This window comes from Colwellia sp. BRX9-1, from assembly GCF_014077195.1.
Taxonomy (GTDB): domain Bacteria; phylum Pseudomonadota; class Gammaproteobacteria; order Enterobacterales; family Alteromonadaceae; genus Colwellia_A.
Genome location: NZ_JACGVM010000001.1, coordinates 415094 through 432237, shown reverse-complemented (window position 1 = coordinate 432237; position 17144 = coordinate 415094). Strand labels below are relative to the sequence as shown.

General features: G+C 39.0%; 11 protein-coding genes. 4 read left to right on the top strand and 7 right to left on the bottom strand.

The genetic code is table 11. The features are described 5' to 3' along the window. Window positions 1–69: 69 nt before the first annotated feature. From H4J76_RS01995 to H4J76_RS01980, 4 genes are all read left to right on the top strand, one after another. Complete coding sequence (locus tag H4J76_RS01995; protein ID WP_182213439.1) at window positions 70–1257, top strand: YCF48-related protein; 1188 nt, start codon at window positions 70–72, stop codon at window positions 1255–1257. A 10-nt stretch (window positions 1258–1267) separates the two neighbouring features. Further along, the gene (locus tag H4J76_RS01990) at window positions 1268–3616 is read left to right on the top strand and encodes an RND family transporter (RefSeq protein WP_182213437.1); all 2349 of its coding nucleotides are present in this window, start codon (window positions 1268–1270) and stop codon (window positions 3614–3616) included. After that, window positions 3616–5031, top strand: a complete 1416-nt coding sequence (locus H4J76_RS01985) for a coniferyl aldehyde dehydrogenase (protein ID WP_182213435.1) — start codon at window positions 3616–3618, stop codon at window positions 5029–5031. The genes H4J76_RS01990 and H4J76_RS01985 overlap by 1 nt, the downstream gene beginning before the upstream one ends. A gap of 96 nt (window positions 5032–5127) precedes the next feature. Beyond that, a complete protein-coding gene (locus H4J76_RS01980; RefSeq protein WP_182213433.1) occupies window positions 5128–6762 on the top strand; it encodes an AMP-binding protein in 1635 nt (544 codons plus the stop codon). Window positions 6763–7190: 428 nt separating this feature from the next. Here H4J76_RS01980 and H4J76_RS01975 read toward each other — a convergent pair whose 3' ends face one another. The 7 genes from H4J76_RS01975 to H4J76_RS01945 all read right to left on the bottom strand — a co-directional run bounded on the left by H4J76_RS01975 (window position 7191) and on the right by H4J76_RS01945 (window position 17041). After that, the gene (locus H4J76_RS01975; RefSeq protein ID WP_182230009.1) at window positions 7191–7784 is read right to left on the bottom strand and encodes a PEP-CTERM sorting domain-containing protein; all 594 of its coding nucleotides are present in this window, start codon (window positions 7782–7784) and stop codon (window positions 7191–7193) included. A gap of 179 nt (window positions 7785–7963) precedes the next feature. Next, window positions 7964–10438 carry a S8 family serine peptidase gene (locus H4J76_RS01970; RefSeq protein WP_182213430.1) on the bottom strand — a complete coding sequence of 825 codons (2475 nt, stop codon included), beginning with the start codon at window positions 10436–10438 and terminating at the stop codon, window positions 7964–7966. Window positions 10439–10539: 101 nt separating this feature from the next. Next, a complete protein-coding gene (locus tag H4J76_RS01965; RefSeq protein ID WP_182213428.1) occupies window positions 10540–11178 on the bottom strand; it encodes a response regulator transcription factor in 639 nt (212 codons plus the stop codon). Continuing rightward, the gene (locus H4J76_RS01960; protein WP_182213427.1) at window positions 11175–11897 is read right to left on the bottom strand and encodes a sensor histidine kinase; all 723 of its coding nucleotides are present in this window, start codon (window positions 11895–11897) and stop codon (window positions 11175–11177) included. The genes H4J76_RS01965 and H4J76_RS01960 overlap by 4 nt, the downstream gene beginning before the upstream one ends. After that, entirely contained in the window at window positions 11887–15240 is a 3354-nt protein-coding gene (locus H4J76_RS01955) for a serine/threonine-protein kinase (protein ID WP_182213425.1), read from the bottom strand. The genes H4J76_RS01960 and H4J76_RS01955 overlap by 11 nt, the downstream gene beginning before the upstream one ends. Window positions 15241–15266: 26 nt before the next feature. Continuing rightward, entirely contained in the window at window positions 15267–16169 is a 903-nt protein-coding gene (locus H4J76_RS01950) for an FHA domain-containing protein (RefSeq protein WP_182213423.1), read from the bottom strand. Window positions 16170–16204: 35 nt separating this feature from the next. Continuing rightward, complete coding sequence (locus H4J76_RS01945) at window positions 16205–17041, bottom strand: DUF6689 family protein (protein WP_182230008.1); 837 nt, start codon at window positions 17039–17041, stop codon at window positions 16205–16207. Between the last annotated feature and the right edge of the window lie 103 nt (window positions 17042–17144).

Sequence of the window (17144 nt, the reverse complement as noted above, 5' to 3'; positions counted from 1 at the left end):
TTAACACCTCTCAAGTCAGCGTTGTTCATTAATACTAATAAGCATAACTTTTTACTTATTAGGTTTTCTATGCGCACACCTTATATTGCCTTTAGCATAACAAGTGTAATGCTTGTTACTTTACTTGGTTCATTACTTACTCTGGCTCAAGCAAAAAACTCCGCAGACTTATTGGCATTACCCGCCCAAAAAAGCGCTTTGGCAAGTCAAAGTGTACTTATGGCAATGACGCCAAACAATGGCAGTGTGCTGGTGGTTGGAGAACGAGGCCATATTATTAATTGGCAAAATAGCAATAACTGGCAACAGCAACAGTCTCCTGTCAGTGTTGCTATTACTGGGGTAACAATATTATCTGACGGCAGTAAAATAGCCGTTGGGCATGATGGTGTTATTCTCAAAGCAAATAGCGATAGCACAACTTGGCACAAAGTATTTACCGGTGTTGAATTAATCAAACTTAAAATAGAACAGGTAAAGCAACAATATCAAGACTTACAACAGCTGATAAAGCAAACGCAAGATGAAGATGAACTAGAGGAATTAACCTACCAGCTAGAAGATTTGGCCTTTGCGATTGAAGATAATCAGTTAGAATTAATATCAGGGCCAAATAAACCGCTGCTTTCTGTTACTCACACCTCAAATGATACCTTATTTGCCTGTGGCGCCTACGGTACCCTCCTCACGAGTACAGACAAAGGAGAAACGTGGCAGTTAATCAATAATCAACTTGATAATCCTGACAATTATCACCTTAATGCGGTGATAGCTACAGTAGATGATGAACTCTATCTTGTCGGTGAAAATGGCTTAGGTTTTAAATCTCATGATGTAGGACAAACTTGGTCAGTAATGACACTCCCCTATTCTGGTAGCTTATTTGGCATTATCGCTAACACCAATAATGTTGATAAAAGAGCCGCTAACGGTAGCCATTTCATTGATAACAAAACACAACTTGTCGCTTTTGGCTTGCAAGGAAACTTGATGATCTCCCTTGATGGTGGCACGTATTGGCAGCATGAAAAATTACCTAATGGTATCAGTTTACTTGGCGGTAACTTCTCTAAGCAGGGCAACGCTTACTTAGTGGGACATGGCGGTTTAATTGTCAGTTTCTCGCCTGAAAACCTAGCGTTATTAAACATTAAAAAGCACCCTTCAGGCGCCGCATTCTCTAGTATTTTAGTTAAAGAAAACTCATTAATTCTTGCTGGCCAATTCGGCATTACCCAATGGCCAATTAAGGAATAGGGAAAAACTTATGTCTACTGATAAATCGACACATACACCGAGCAAATTAGCACAAAAAATAGAGCAATTTATTTTTAGTCATCGTGCACTATTGATGACGATAATCGTTATTTGTATCACCCTGTTAACCCTACAAGCAACTAAAGTTAAACCTGAAGCTAGTTTCACTAAAATGATCCCCGGCTCGCACACCTATGTTAATAATTTTTTAACCTACAAAAAAGAACTCGCTGATTTAGGTAATGTCATTCGAATTGTCGTTGAAAACAAAAAAGGGGATATTTTCAACGCTGACTTTCAAGAAACCTTAAAGCAAGTAACCGATGAAGTTTTCTATATCCCGGGGATAAGTCGAGATGGTTTAAAATCATTATGGACACCCAATGTTCGCTGGCAAGAAGTCACTGAAGAAGGTTTTGTCGGCGGTGCGGTAATTCCTGATGGCTATAATGGCACGACAAAAATGATTGAACGCGTTAAAGCTAACGTTTTTAAGTCGGGACAAATTGGCGTACTGGTCGCTAATGACTTTCAATCCGCTATTATTTTAGCGCCATTACAAGACATTAATCCTGAAACAGGCTTACCACTCGACTACCGAGAGTTATCAAGCGTTTTAGAAGAGAAGATAAGAGACAAATACAGCAGTGACGATGTCACGATACGCATTGTTGGCTTTGCAAAAGTTGTTGGTGATTTAATCGATGGCGCCTTACAAGTTGTTGCTTTTTTTGTCTTAGCCGTTGTTATTACTTTTGTACTACTTTGGCTGTATTCGCGTTGTTTACGTAGCACAATATCAGTGTTGGTATTTTCAATTTTTGCCGTATTTTGTCAATTAGGTATTTTAAATTTACTGGGCTTTGGCATTAATCCTTATTCTATGTTGGTGCCTTTTTTAGTGTTTGCTATTGGTGTCAGTCATGGTGTTCAAATTATTAATTCGATTATTCATCATAGCGTAACCGGCGCAGATAAAATTGACGCTGCCAAGCTTGCTTTTCGCTCACTCTATATTGCTGGCATTACCGCTTTAGTCAGTGATGCTATCGGTTTTACCACTTTAATGGTCATTGACATAGAGGTAATACGAGAGTTAGCCATCGCCGCTAGTATTGGTGTTGCAATCATTATTGTTACTAATTTAATCGCCTTACCAATATTAATGAGTTATATCGGTGTTTCTCCAGCGGGTCTTAAATATGCACAAAAGTCAGCTCATAACACAGGTATAGTCGAAAGCTTATTTAAAAACTTTGCTAAGCCTCCACTAGCAAAAGTAGCTTTAGCTGTTGGTCTTGGCTGCTTAATCCTTGGTTTGTATTTTTCACAATCAATGAAAATTGGTGATTTAGATGCAGGCGCTCCAGAGTTAAGACCTGACTCTCGTTATAACCTTGATAACGCTTATATTGTTGATAATTACAGCACCAGCACAGACTTATTTGTCATTATGGTCAAAACAGAGGTCGAGCAGTGTGCTCAATATCAAACCTTGGTTTGGGTCGATCAATTCCAATGGCAATTACGCAATGTTGCGGGTGTTCAGGCGGTTAAGTCTGTCGCCGATGTTTCAAAATTTGGCCTGTTTGGCATGAATGAAGGTTCTTTAAAATGGTATGGCTTAAACCGTAATCAATTAATGACCAATGCTTCATTGTCTAAAACACCACAAGGGTTGATGAATAAAGACTGCTCTATGGTGCCCGTGCTGGTTTTTCTCAAAGATCATAAAGCACAAACCCTAGATAATGTCGTTAAAGCAGTAGAAAAGTTTAATCAAGAAAATCAAATTGACGGTATAGAATTTTTAATGGCAGCAGGCAATGCAGGCATAGAGTCAGCCACCAATATGGTTATCGAAGAAGCACAAACTGAAATGCTCGTTTGGGTTTATGCCATTGTTATTATTATCTGTTTAATTACCTTTAGAAGTGGTCGCATTGTAATTTGTATCATTACTCCACTGATATTAACTAGCATTATGAGCCAAGGTTTAATGGGCGTATTAGGCATTGGCGTAAAAGTAGCCACTTTACCCGTTATTGCTTTAGGTGTCGGTATCGGTGTTGATTATGGCATTTATATCTTTAGTAAAGTTAAAGAAGCGCTAGGCCAAGGTAAGTCATTATACATGACCTATCGCTACGCATTAAATCAAACCGGTAAAGCCGTTGCCTTTACGGGGATAACCTTAGCTATTGGTGTTGCTACTTGGGTTTTTTCACCAATAAAATTTCAAGCAGATATGGGTATATTACTAACCTTTATGTTTATTTTTAACATGTTAGGCGCCCTAACGCTGATCCCTGCCATTGCATGGCTGCTCAATATAGGCTCTCACAGGAGTAAGAAATAATGACAACAATAACAACACAACTAGCACTTGATGATACCTTTTTACAGCAAAAGCAATATTTTGCTAACAACACTTACCCAAGCTATGACAAGCGTATTAGTGACTTAAAAAAATTGAAAGCCTTAATGATAAATAATCAACAAGCCTTTATTGATGCTATGAGTGATGATTTTGGTCATCGCAGTACCGAAGATACAAAAATTGGGGATATTCTCACCACTGTCATGGGTATTAATTACAGCATTAAACACCTAAAGAAATGGATGAAACCTGAAAAAAAGCATATCGGTATATTATTTCAACCGGCAAAGGGTGAAGTGGTTTATCAACCTAAAGGTGTTATTGGTATCATAGCGCCATGGAATTATCCGGTTTTTCTAGCTTTTGGACCATTAACTGCTGCCTTGGCTGCAGGTGATACCGCTATGATAAAAATGAGTGAATACACCCCAAAAACGAATCACTTATTAGCAAAGCTGATTACCGAAACCTTTCCTGTTGAACAAGTCGCCATTGTTTGTGGCGAAGCTGCCATGGCGGCGGCATTTTCAACGTTAGTTTTTGATCATTTATTTTTCACTGGCTCTACCGCCGTTGGTAAATTAGTGATGAAAGCCGCGGCTGAAAATTTAGTCCCGGTCACCTTAGAGTTAGGTGGCAAATCACCAACTATTATTGATGACGACATAGATATAAAAACCGCTGTTAGTCGATTAATTCTTGGAAAAACCCTTAATTCTGGACAAACCTGTGTCGCCCCCGATTATGTCTTCTGCCCAGAAAATAAAGTAGCTGAATTGACCCAGGCTTTTCAAACCTACTATCAAAGTATGTACCCTAACGTTCAAGGTAATGATGACTGCACCGCTATAATTAACCCTGCCCAAAAGGCCCGCATTGATGGTTTGCTTGCTAATGCTAGCGAGCAAGGCGCCACTGTTACTTCCTTACAACCAAAAAGTAATAAGACTCAATCAAGAAAAATGCCGTTAACCTTATTAACTAATGTCAGCGACGATATGACCGTAATGCAACAAGAAATTTTTGGCCCGCTACTGCCAATAATAGCTTATAAAGACGTAAGCGAAGCGATAGACTATATTAACAGTAAGCCTCGTCCGCTTGCCTTGTATATTTGCAGTTTTAACAAGTCATTTCAGCAACAAGTTTTATTAAATACCCATGCAGGTGGCGTTTGCATTAATGATGCGGCATTCCATGTTGCTATTGATGATCTACCTTTTGGAGGCATAGGTGCATCGGGTATGGGGCAATACCATGGTAGTGAAGGTTTTAAAACTTTTTCTCATGGAAAGTCAGTATTATCGCGAGGAAAAATAAGCTTAGGCTCATTATTATTCCCACCTTTTGGTAAGAGAATTCATAAAATTTTATTTGCGTTATTTATACGCTAATTAATTTAGTTAGAATTAGTTTTACAATGTTAATCGCTTTACTTGTGTTAACTATTACTTTTTAAGCTCAAAACAACGCGTACTTAAGGAAATTACATGACTAAACCTTGGCTGATAAATTATCCAAAAAACGTCGAACAGCAAGTCGATTTAAACCGTTATGCCTCTTTATTAGAGTTATTTCACCAGACCACCACTAAATATAAGCCACAAACCGCTTTTAGTAATTTTGGCGCTGAACTCTCTTTTGAGCAAGTCGATGAACTGTCTCGCGACTTTGCCGCTTTTTTACAAAATAAATTAAACATTACTAAGGGCAAACGTGTCGCGCTGATGTGCCCAAATACTTTGGCTTTTCCAATAGCAATGTGGGGCATTATTCGTGTTGGCGGGGTGCAGGTAAATGTTAATCCTATGTACACCGCACGAGAACTTAAGCACCAACTTAATGATGCACAAGTCGACACTATTATTATATTTTCACCCTCAACAAAGATGCTCGCTGATATTATTGATACGACTGATATTAAACATGTAATTACGGTTAACTTAGACGATCTCGTCAATAAAAGCTTACCTTGTCAACCGGTTGATCAGCGGTTAACCACAACGATCCGCTTTACTGATGCCTTAATTCAAGGACAAAACCTCGCGTTGGTTGAACCGACCCTTTGCCAAGCTGATTTATTATTTTTACAGTATACCGGCGGAACTACGGGGTTATCTAAAGGCGCGATGCTTAGCCACGGCAATTTAATTGCTAATATTTTACAATTCGAAGAGTTTGCTAAAAATCATATTCATTACGGTAACGACGTTGTTATTACCGCCATCCCGATGTACCACATCTTTGCTTTAATGGCGAATACACTCAGCTACTTTTACTTTGGCGCCAAAAACGTTTTAGTGACTAATCCTCGAGATATGGCCAGTTTTGTAGATATATGGAAAAACACCGATGCAACTATGTTTACCGGGGTAAATACCTTATTTAATGGTTTATTACATACACCGGGCTTTGATCAAGTTGATTTTTCAGCATTAAAACTTTCTTTGGGCGGTGGTGCAGCAGTGCAACAAGCCGTTGCCGATAAATGGCAACAAGTTACCGGCGCTAGGCTGCATGAAGGCTATGGTTTATCTGAGACTTCACCTGTTTTGTCATTAAACTTTGGCACTGTTATTGATAACGAAACCGTCTACATACCAGGTATTGGCGTGCCATTACCTAATACAGATATTTCTATTCGAGACGATGATGGCAATATAGTATCGCAAGGCGAATCGGGTGAACTTTGTGCTAAGGGCCCACAAGTTATGCAAGGTTATTGGAACAATGCTCAAGCAAGCGACGAATGTATGACCCAAGATGGTTATTTTAAAACTGGCGATGTCGGTATACTTGACGACAAAGGTTTCTTTCATATTGTTGATCGTAAAAAAGATATGATTAATGTCTCTGGTTTTAATGTTTACCCTAACGAAATTGAAGCTGAAGTAGCTAAAATGGCTGGCATATTAGAATCAGCTTGTATTGGCGTAGACGATGATAAAACTGGCGAGGCGGTTAAACTTTTTATTGTAAAAGAAGATGAAAACATCACAGAACAAGATGTTATCAATTTCTGTCGCCAAGGACTAACGGCTTATAAAACCCCTAAACATGTCACTTTTATTAATGAAATCCCTAAATCAAGTGTCGGAAAATTATTGCGCAGAGAGCTAAGATAGAGTGATGTTCATCATCAGTTTTTAGCCACTCTCCACAATGAATAATTTTTGCTTATAACCTTGTTTGGCTATTAACAAGGTTATAAGACTTAATACCCAAATTCATCTGATAAAAAAACACTGATGATTACCATCAGTGTTTTTTATAAAACGTTAACGGTTTTTAGCCACTCACCACGATGAATTATCTTTGCTTATAACCTTGCTTGGCGATTAATCAAGCGTAAAGACTTAATACCCAAATTCATCTGATAAAAAAACGTTAACGGTTTTAGCCACTCACCACGATGAATAATCTTTGCTTATAACCTTGTTTGGCTATTAACAAGGTTATAAGGCTTAATAGCCAAATTCATCTGATAAAAAAACACTGATGATTACCATCAGTGTTTTTTATAAAACGTTAACAACCTAAATAATCATTACGCTTATTGCTTAAGGCGTCGTACTGCTAATCCCATTATACCTAAGGCAAAAATAGCTAAACTGGTCGGTTCTGGTACTTTATTCATTACGACATTATCCATTACACCATAAAGATTACTGGTACTTAACATCGAGATGCTAATTTTATCGACCATAATACCCTTCAAATTAATCGCTTCTTTAGTTGATAACTGACCATTCCATAGTGAGGTAGTCGTTTTATAGTTGTCCTCTGCTTGAAGTACGTTACCTAGCCACCCCGTCACAATGACATAGTCCCCCTGATTATAGAATGAACCAATATCAAGCTTTTCAAAAGTAAATAAGCCGTTAGTTGAGAAAAACCAATTTGATGGTTGTAATGTTGAGCCACCATCAGAAAAAGCGGTATTACCGCTATTAAACCCTGGGTCTACAATCTTAGTATCTGGCCCATTAGCACTAATATTAAAACCGTTTTCGCTACCTTGACTAAAATCACTTTCAGGGAAGCTTTCAAAATCGATAGTAATTAGTGATGCCGATGCGACATTAACTAAACAACTACACGCGAAGATAAAACTTGTGACACTGGCTGTTATAAATTTAGTTTTCATTTGATATTCCTATTTATTCCCAAAAAATAATATTAATGAGTAATGCTAAAAAAGATAATTCATCAATGTGTTGTGCTAATAAAAAAGCTAATCTGATACTGGTATATATTGTAATAATAGTGGGTAATTAAAGCCTATCCGATGCTACCCGATAGGCTTTGTTTACCCTGATACTCAGTCTATAGGTAGTTATTAAAAAAACGTGTCGCGGCTACTGCGTAATCAGCGCGGCTAACTCGTGTTTTACCGTTAAAGGTCGCCGTTATAGTAGGGACTAAATCATAAGTACCCTGTTGAACGTCAAAGCTTGCGCCTAATATTCCTAGGTCTAAGGCTAATTGTACGTAACCTTTCATTGCTTGTGGAATATCAGCTTGGTCTGCTATCGCTATACGTTGCTCGCCATAAATAGCGGTAATATCACCAGTAAAGCTTTCTGCAGTCGATTGTAAAGCTAATGACTGTACAAAAGAATAAGCTAACTCATTGCGATTAACTAAGCCTTGTGGATTAAAATAATCACCATTAGTCAACATTACTGCATGTTGATCTTGTGCACCATTTCGTAAAGCGGCACCCTTTTCACTAACCGCGTTAATAGCAGCAGTGTAAGTAGTATCTTCTGTGACATCAGCAAATATGCTTGTTGTTGCCAAATTTGATTGACGAATACCAGCACCTAAGCTTAAAAAATCAGCTAGGTCTTCACGGGTAAGGCTAATATCTGGTTGAAAACCTTCCGTATTTGCGTCGACTAATTCTTCACTGACTGCGAATTCAATAAACGCTTTAGCGGGGTGGTCAGTTAAATCATCAAGACCAAGATAACCATCAGTTTTTATAATCTTAACCGTTACGTCAATATCACCAGGTACCGCATAACCATTGGTTAATCCAGCAGGGTCAAGCGCAACACCCGAAAGACTACCAATACCGCCTGCTTTAAGTATCCATTTACCCGCTTCAGCTGGCGCTGTCACTGCAATGTTTTGACCTAAAACGGGTAAAGCAATACTTGACCCGTAACGTTTGCCCGAAGGACTAGTCAAGGTAAGGGCTACCGTATTATCATCAACATTTGCTCGAACCATCACCATAGAAGCTTCGGCATTGACGGTCAAAACAACACCTTCATTATCACCAACAGGACTAAACGGCACAGACATATCGTCTTCTGACTGTACTGAGGTTAACGCTTTAGCATTAAAATCACGGTTGATTTTAGTTGTTTTGCCAAAAGCTAAACTTTTATCGACAATTGATTGTACTGCCGCGTAGGCATTGACATAACCGGCGCCAGCTTCCCATGTTTCTCGGCCAGGCATATTGGTTGCTGTTTCTTGTAGTATTGACTTAACTTCACGCCACGTTAACTCAGGTTCAGCTTCTAACATTAAGGCAACGATACCAGCAACATGTGGCGCTGACATTGATGTACCACTCATAGAAGTATAATAAGGTACGTGATTTGCATCCATCACGTCGCTATCATCGGCAATGCTCAAGGCACTTAAGCTAGATAATGAAGCGCGGGTTGAAATAATATCAACACCCGGCGCAGTTACAGTAGGGCGGTCTTCCCACTGAAAAAGCTCGCCATCAACCGTAACTTCGCCACCCTTACCTTTAACACCACGTGAACTAAAGTCAGCTAATTTACCGTCTTTATCACCCGCTGCTACGGTAATGACCCAAGGTGCTTTTTTGAAGTTACCTGTGATTGTCGCTTCGCCACTTCCTGAGTTACCCGCAGAGAAAACGACAATAATACCCGCATCTGATAATGTTTTAGTGACAACATTGGTTGGATGGTCAGGGTTAAAGTCAGTACCTGTATCACTTGTACTACCAAAGGAGTTTGAAATAACGCGAATATTATAATCAAATTGATGCGTCTTAGCGTAATCAAAACCACCGATAGTGTCTAAAATAAATAAACCAGCACCTGAGCCATAACCAACAATTTTTGCGCCAGGAGCAACACCTTGATATTTACCACTCGACATCGCGCCATTGCCGCCAATAATACCCGCAACATGAGAACCATGACCACCAGCAATATCACTGTTCGCGGTATCTTCTTGGTAAGTTATGGGTAAAATATCTGATAACGAATGTAGGTTAGTTTGTGCCAATACGTTTTGAACAACGTGGTTAGGAAACTTAATGTCGCTGTGCGTGCCATCGACACCCGAGTCATTAACCACAACCCCGATACCACGTCCAGAATATGGCATACCGTTACTACGTAAAGAGCTGTCATCACGTAAGCGGTCAACACCGGTAATTTGTGTTGCTCTATCATTTTCTAATGATAATGGCGCGTTGTAGTAAACAGAGCGTACTTTATTTGATTTATAAATAGCTTCTATTTGCGCCTTTGTTGCCGTTATACCGACAATAGGAAACTGCTTAAAGCTTACGCCACCAATAACACCCGTTGATTCAATAACGTTTAGCTGTTGTGCATTAATAGCTCCTTTACCTTCGAAAGTAACGATGACGTTAAAAACCTCATGTACTTCAGCAGTCGCCATCAAACCTTTCAGTTCAGGTCCGATAGATTTAGCAGCAATATTTAGCGACATAAAAGTTAAGCCTGCACCGATAAGGCCAGCGATTAATATTTTATTTTTTAATTGTGTTTTTAGCATTGGAATAAACCTTATATGTTTTGATACATCGAGCATGCCAAACATTAAGGTTTAAAATAATCAGGTAAAACCCCTACAAGGAAGAGGTTAATATACCTTGTTTATAGCAGTAGGTTGTTTTTGGCCGCATAACGGACCAATTCAGCAGCGTTGGCAACGCTCAATTTATCTAGCACTTTACCGCGATGGTTTTCTGCTGTTTTAACACTTATATCTAATGAACGAGCAATTTCTTTGGTAGTTTTACCTTCAATGATTAAATGAAAGACTTCACGTTCACGATTAGTCAGATTTTTGTAGGGGTCTTGCCAATTTTCTGCCGGCTTATTGTATTGTGATGCCAACACACTTGCCGCGTATTGGCTGTAATAGGTTTTCCCCGCAGCTAATGCTTTTACCGCATCGATGAGTTCGTCACTCGCACTGTCTTTTAATAAATAACCAGAAGCACCCGCTCTAACCATATGAATGACATACTCTTGTTCTTCATGCATAGTTAGCACTAACACTTTTGTGTCTGGCAGTTGGCCATTTAAGCGTTTAACCGCTTCCATACCGTTCAATCCTGGCATGCTAATATCGATAACGATAACGGTGGGTTTTAATTCCAGCGCTTTACTCACTGCTTCAAGTCCATCTGCGGCTTCAGCAACCACTTGAATATCATTATCTTTACTTAATAAACTGACCAGTCCATGACGTAAGATAGTATGATCATCTGCAATAAGAACACGGATCATCGGCCATTCCTCCCCGTTACCAATATTTTTATTTCACAGCCTTGTCCTGGCTGCGAATTTATTGTTAATTGACCACCGAAGGCACTTATTCTATCGCGCATTGCGCCTAAGCCAAAACCCTCAGGACTAGATTCTTGATCAGCTTTCATTCCAATACCGTCATCTTTTATTTTAATCATTAAAAGATTATCAGTTGCAATTAAATTGAGAATTATTTTTTGTGCTTGTGCATGCTTAATCGCGTTGGTCAGCGCTTCTTGTATTACTCGAAACGCTAGGGTTTGAGTATCACTATCTAAAATACTGTCAACTTGATGATGAAATTCAATTGTCGCTTTTTCGGGTTCCGCCATAATACGCACTAACCAATCAAGGGCAGGAATAAGCCCAAGATCATCTAAAATTCTGGGGCGCATTAAGCGAGAAATCACGCGAGTGTCTGATAAGGCTTGACGTGCAAGATCGATACTCTCATCAAGCGCTATACTCGCGTCTCCTTTTTTAACTTGCTGCAGCTGATTTATTAAAGCCGTAAGCAGTTGTCCTACTCCATCATGTAATTCTCGAGCGATATGCTTGCGTTCATCTTCTTGTACTCGCCAAACGCGTTTTGCCAAACCACGCATTTGCTCATTACCCGAATAAAGCTGTTGTGATATTTGTTTTTGCTTTTCATTAAGTTGGTCAACCATTTTAGCAATATTGGCATTATTGGTCATGGCGAGATAACTCCATTAATGAATCATTTAATTCAAAATAATCTTGAGTTTCTATGAATTTACCAGAAAATTCTGGAGGTAAATTAGCCTTAAGATGCATCAACTTTTTAGTCACTTTTTTATAATATTTTGTTGGATCTTGTTGATTGACAATCGCCAATTGGGCACGCAAACGATCAAATTGAAAGCTGCGCCAATAATCGCCCATTTTTCTTAATAAAATATCGGCTGACCTTAGTGTGGCTTTTAAATCAAGCCAAGCTCCTGAAAAATATTGCTGTACGGCTAAAAGTTCTAAATATTCAATATACTGATATTGTTGCAGGCTAAAATCAACGTTAGCCAGTGGTGTCAAATAAGCACTGATATCTTTGTTACCTTGATGTAAAGACTGTTTTGCCTGATAAATTAATTGGCGAATATAAATAGATTGATGGGCATGATCTAAAACCCTATTATTTTTATTTTCCATAACCGCTGTGGATAAATTCCCTACCGTCTGACTTTTTAAGAACTGAAATTTACTCATATGTTCTTTATTGCCATGACGCGAAACTATATCGTTTATATTGGCTAAGTGCTTAGCGGCTTGCTCTTGGTCGCCAAGCTGCAATGACCAATCGGCTAACCATAGACCAAATTCAGCCATAGCTCGTACGTCATTAGCTTTAACCGCCGCTTGATAAGTTAACGTTAACTCTTCAATGCTCGCATAAAAATTACCTTGTAAAAAAGCGAGTTTTGTTAGGTAACTACGCGAAACGATCGACTCTTCGGTAATATTGAGTTTTTCAGCATCGGTTAAAGTGTTGTTAAAAAGGTGATAGGCATTGCGCCAGTTTCCCTTAGCGAGTTCCATCTGCCCCAAGTTTTGTCGTACATGGATAATGCCAATAGGAAACTGCACTTGCTGATATAACTGCTCTGATTGACGCCAATAAACCAAGGCATGTTCTGGGTCAAGCAGCATAAAATAAGTGAAGCCAATATTATTCATACTCTCTGCTTGGAGCATTAAGTTATTGAGTTCAACTCGAATATTTAACGCATGGCGATAATTTTCCAAGGCCGTTTGATACGAAGCTTGCTCTTCAGCCAATTTTCCTAACTCATTATAAGTATTCGAAAGGCCCTCTTGATCGTCTAACTTCTGATAGATAGCTAAACTTTCTGTTAGGTATTGTTCAGTCTGCTGGTATTCGCCAACCGCTAAATGCATAGCGGCTAAGTTAGTCATAGTGGTCGCTGCATCGGCTAAGTTAGTTAGTTGTCTTCTAATTTTTAACGATTGTTGATAATAATCAAAGGCAAGCTCTGTTTCTCCTAACTGTTCATAAACAACACCAAAGGCATTTAGAGCCTCACCTTCTTGAACAGGGTTTTTTAGTTTTTTAGCGGTGACTAGTGCCTTAACAAAATATTCATTTAACGCTTTTTCAAAATCACCTTGTAAAAATGCCACTCTACCTAACATAAACCATGCACTAGGATGGTTTGGATCAATTTTTACCACTTCTTGTAATAAGACTTCCATTTTTTTATGTTGTTCAATTAAAAAATAGAACTCTGATAGCATCATCTTAAGCTCAGTGTTGTAAGGAAAGGCATTCACTAAGCTTAAATAATCGGCTTGAGCTTGTTCGATTTTACCCGCTAAATCATTTAAGCGTGCACTCGCTAGTTTCGCCGTATAAGAATTAGTGGCGCTTAATGCTATCGCTTGGCTATAAGCTTGTTCTGCTTCCATGAATAAACCTATCGTCAGGTTTAATTCACCTTGTTGCAGCCAAGCTTGCGCAGCAGTGGGTTCTCTCGTTAATATTTGGCTTAACGCTTGCTGCGCCTGCTCAAAGTCACCCTTTAAAATAAGTGTTTTAATAGGAAATAAATCAACCAAAGGGTTTTCTTCAATCTCAATGGTTTTTTCGGCATTCACTTCTATGTCTAAACGCTGCCTAAATTTATCGACAAAATGTCGAGTCACTTCTTGCCAATCTTTCTCGTCATAAGGGGCTTTTATTAAGGTTTCGCGTTGAATGTTAAAACCATCGACAGAAACCAACTGAAACTGAATATCTTTAGCCTCAGAACCGGCAATAAATGTTTGTGGGCTAATGAGCACGTCAATCTGCAGTAAGTCTGATATCAACTCCATATTAGCGTCATCAATGGGAGGCGTAATACCCAGTTGCGCTAATAGCTGGCTTAATCTCGATTGTTCAATCACCCGTAAGTTCTTAATATCGGTTAATTGGTAATTCAAATAGTTAGCAAAGGTTTGATCAAATTCGCCCTCTTGTGTCTGCAAAGGCAATATCGCCACCGCGTAATGATCGACCGCATTGGCTTTAATGGGTGTTTGACGACTCAGAAACAAAACCACTGCGATGGTAAAAAATACCATCATCGACATAACCGTCACTATTAACCGCTTTTTGTTGATAGGTTTATTATCTTTTTCTGCTAATAAACTAATATATTGATTCTGCGCTTGGCTAATATTAGTGGGTCGGGATGCTGGATGCGGAGAAATGAGTGTCAATGACCATGACTTTAGAAAGTTAAACTCTTCTTTAACAGCCTTAAATTTAGGTTTATCTAACAACTTAGTCTGTAAAATTTCATCAATCGAATGGCCACTAAACGGTAAACCGTGACAACATAACTGAAAGATCACCACACCTGCGGCATACAAATCAGTGGTTAAGTTTATTTTACCGGTTTGTAAATACTCAGGTGGCGCATAGTAAGGAGTCCCTGAAACACGGTCAGCGTTACTTTCTTTATTAAAAGCAGACAAGCCAAAATCGGCAATAAAGAGCCGACCTGACTCGTCTAACATGATATTTTCAGGCTTAATATCTTTATGAGTAACGCCCGCTTTTTCAGCAAAGGCTAAGCCATCTAATAATTGCTCAATAATTTGAAAAGTTTGTTCAGTAGTGAGTGATTTCGATGCGATAGCTTCTTCTAGGCTGCTACCCGAAATCCAATCCATGGTTAAGAAGTGAACATCTTCATCTTGGTAGTATTCATGAACGCGGATAATATTGGGGTGACTTAATTGACGAACCAATAATAATTCTTTTTTAAAATCAGCAATGGTTTGCTTATCTTGACTCAGCGATTTATTGAGGACTTTGATGGCGATAAGGGTATCGAGTTGCTTATCATAGGCGCGGTAAACAAAACCATAACGGCCTTGTCCTTGCAGACTTTCAATTTCAAAACGACCAACAAGGCACTCTCCAGCAGCGAGCGGCTTAGACAAGGGTATTATTTGGGTCGCATTTAGCTGATCATCATCGCTATGTATTAACTTGGGTGATTTAGAATCGCTCATACAGCCTTTTTACTAATGATGTGGTATTAGTGACACAAATTCAGCAAACTACAGTCTTTTTCGCTAGATGTCCATATCGAGTTCTCATTAAGAATTAGTTGCAATGAATCAATAGATTGTTGCAGCAACATCGCCTGAACGGTTGCTTCGAGTTGTTGGCTCATACTGCTTAAGATTTCTATATCCAACTCGGTTAGCACTTTATCAGACATTTTGCTGTCGGTATAAACAATTCCCACCACTTTATGCTCATAAAACAGTGGAATGCAGGCTAAAGCAGCAATTTGTTTCAGTTCGATGCTTTTACGAGCACTTAACAGTTCATGGCATGAAACATCCATGGCAACTACGTTTTGTCCGCTTTCAAAACAACGTGTTATCGCGCCAACACTGCCTTCAAAATCTGATAGTTTAAAATCATTTCGCTGCATACCATGGGCAATACTGACATTAAGTGAAGCTAACGTATCGCCAAGTAAGACGATACCGCGTTGAGTGCCTGTCAACATAATAATATTTTGCAATTGTTCAGAGAGATTTTGTTTTAAATGTTCGGTCAACGGTATTGAAGTAGGTGTTTGGCTACTCGATAAGCGCCATGCATTGTGGGTAATTATTGCATCAACTTGTTTTGACGACTTAGTTTCAAAAAGGCAATCGAGTTCGCCAATAGAAATAATCGCATCATCTTTTAAAGTGGAATGGGTAATTGCTATACCATTAACTTTAGTGCCATTACGACTGCGCTCATCATCAAGTTGCCAAATTTCGTTTAAATGGGCAACTTTAGCATGCTGGCGAGAAACGGTTGGATGATCAAGCAACAACTCACATTCGTGAGAACGTCCTAAACGGTAACCATTATCTTCATAAAGAAAACTTTCTATCGCTGGTTGGTCCGGATAACAAATCGTAATTTTAGCTGGCATAAGATCACCCTTAATTGAACACTATTTTGTCGATGCTATTTGATTAATCGCAAGCTGAATCGTAATGTGTTGGCATAAGCCATAAGCTCGCCAGCAACATTATGAATATCTCGACTTGAACGCCAAACATCAGGAATATTTATGCCTTTATTATCATTAATACGGCGATTAAAGTCATTGAGCTTACTACTCGCCATATGGTAATTGTTCGACAAAATAAGTTGATTAATTTCATTTACATCTTGCAGTAACATCGAATAAACCGCTGCATTTATTTTGGGTGAAAAATCATTGAGTGCAGTTTGTAAATCGTTAAATTTTTGGTTAACAACAACCAACGGAGCTCGTAAATCGGCAACAATAATAAATTGTGAGAAACGCCCTGTTGAACCACGTGTTCTATAGCTACCGGCACCCATAGTCATAGTGATATCTTTAAACTCACCATTAAGTGGCGCTTTAAAGAAACGCAGCGGTGTACCCGCGGTATATTCTAAATTATGTGTGTGTAAATCAACCGAAGCTAAGCCTGAAAATGAAAAGCCACTGTTCGCCAAAGGCTCAATGGTGATCATCATTGGAAATGCTGCAGAGGGAGAGATATTTAAGCCATCGGGTAAACGGTCAATAAAATCTAATGAGGTAACGTCAATAATTTCTGCCGTTAGTCCTAAACTTTCTTTCGTTAAACCAACCGCATTTTCGAATTGTAGAGTCATATCGGCAGAAATGTTGCCCGGTAAATGAATAACAGCCTCGACCTTATTACCTTGTACGTTGACTGACACCGATTCAGAAGCGAATGAGATTGTACTGACCAACATAGCTGTTGATGTTAGTACTAAAGTAAGTAGCTTTTTTATATGCAACATATTTTGTCCTCTGGGTAGTAACCTGACAATGTCATCAAATTATTTTTTACACTGTTCTAGCTAGAACCTACGTTGATCTACGTCAATTAGCAAGTTCTATGGT

What these genes read in the sequence shown, in the direction of transcription:
- H4J76_RS01985 (WP_182213435.1), top strand. Translation starts at nt 3,616, where the DNA reads ATGACAACAATAACAACACAACTAGCACTTGATGATACCTTTTTACAG.
- H4J76_RS01980 (WP_182213433.1), top strand. Translation starts at nt 5,128, where the DNA reads ATGACTAAACCTTGGCTGATAAATTATCCAAAAAACGTCGAACAGCAA.
- H4J76_RS01945 (WP_182230008.1), bottom strand. Translation starts at nt 17,041, where the DNA reads ATGTTGCATATAAAAAAGCTACTTACTTTAGTACTAACATCAACAGCT.
- H4J76_RS01955 (WP_182213425.1), bottom strand. Translation starts at nt 15,240, where the DNA reads ATGAGCGATTCTAAATCACCCAAGTTAATACATAGCGATGATGATCAG.
- H4J76_RS01990 (WP_182213437.1), top strand. Translation starts at nt 1,268, where the DNA reads ATGTCTACTGATAAATCGACACATACACCGAGCAAATTAGCACAAAAA.
- H4J76_RS01970 (WP_182213430.1), bottom strand. Translation starts at nt 10,438, where the DNA reads ATGCTAAAAACACAATTAAAAAATAAAATATTAATCGCTGGCCTTATC.
- H4J76_RS01975 (WP_182230009.1), bottom strand. Translation starts at nt 7,784, where the DNA reads ATGAAAACTAAATTTATAACAGCCAGTGTCACAAGTTTTATCTTCGCG.
- H4J76_RS01965 (WP_182213428.1), bottom strand. Translation starts at nt 11,178, where the DNA reads ATGATCCGTGTTCTTATTGCAGATGATCATACTATCTTACGTCATGGA.
- H4J76_RS01960 (WP_182213427.1), bottom strand. Translation starts at nt 11,897, where the DNA reads ATGACCAATAATGCCAATATTGCTAAAATGGTTGACCAACTTAATGAA.
- H4J76_RS01995 (WP_182213439.1), top strand. Translation starts at nt 70, where the DNA reads ATGCGCACACCTTATATTGCCTTTAGCATAACAAGTGTAATGCTTGTT.
- H4J76_RS01950 (WP_182213423.1), bottom strand. Translation starts at nt 16,169, where the DNA reads ATGCCAGCTAAAATTACGATTTGTTATCCGGACCAACCAGCGATAGAA.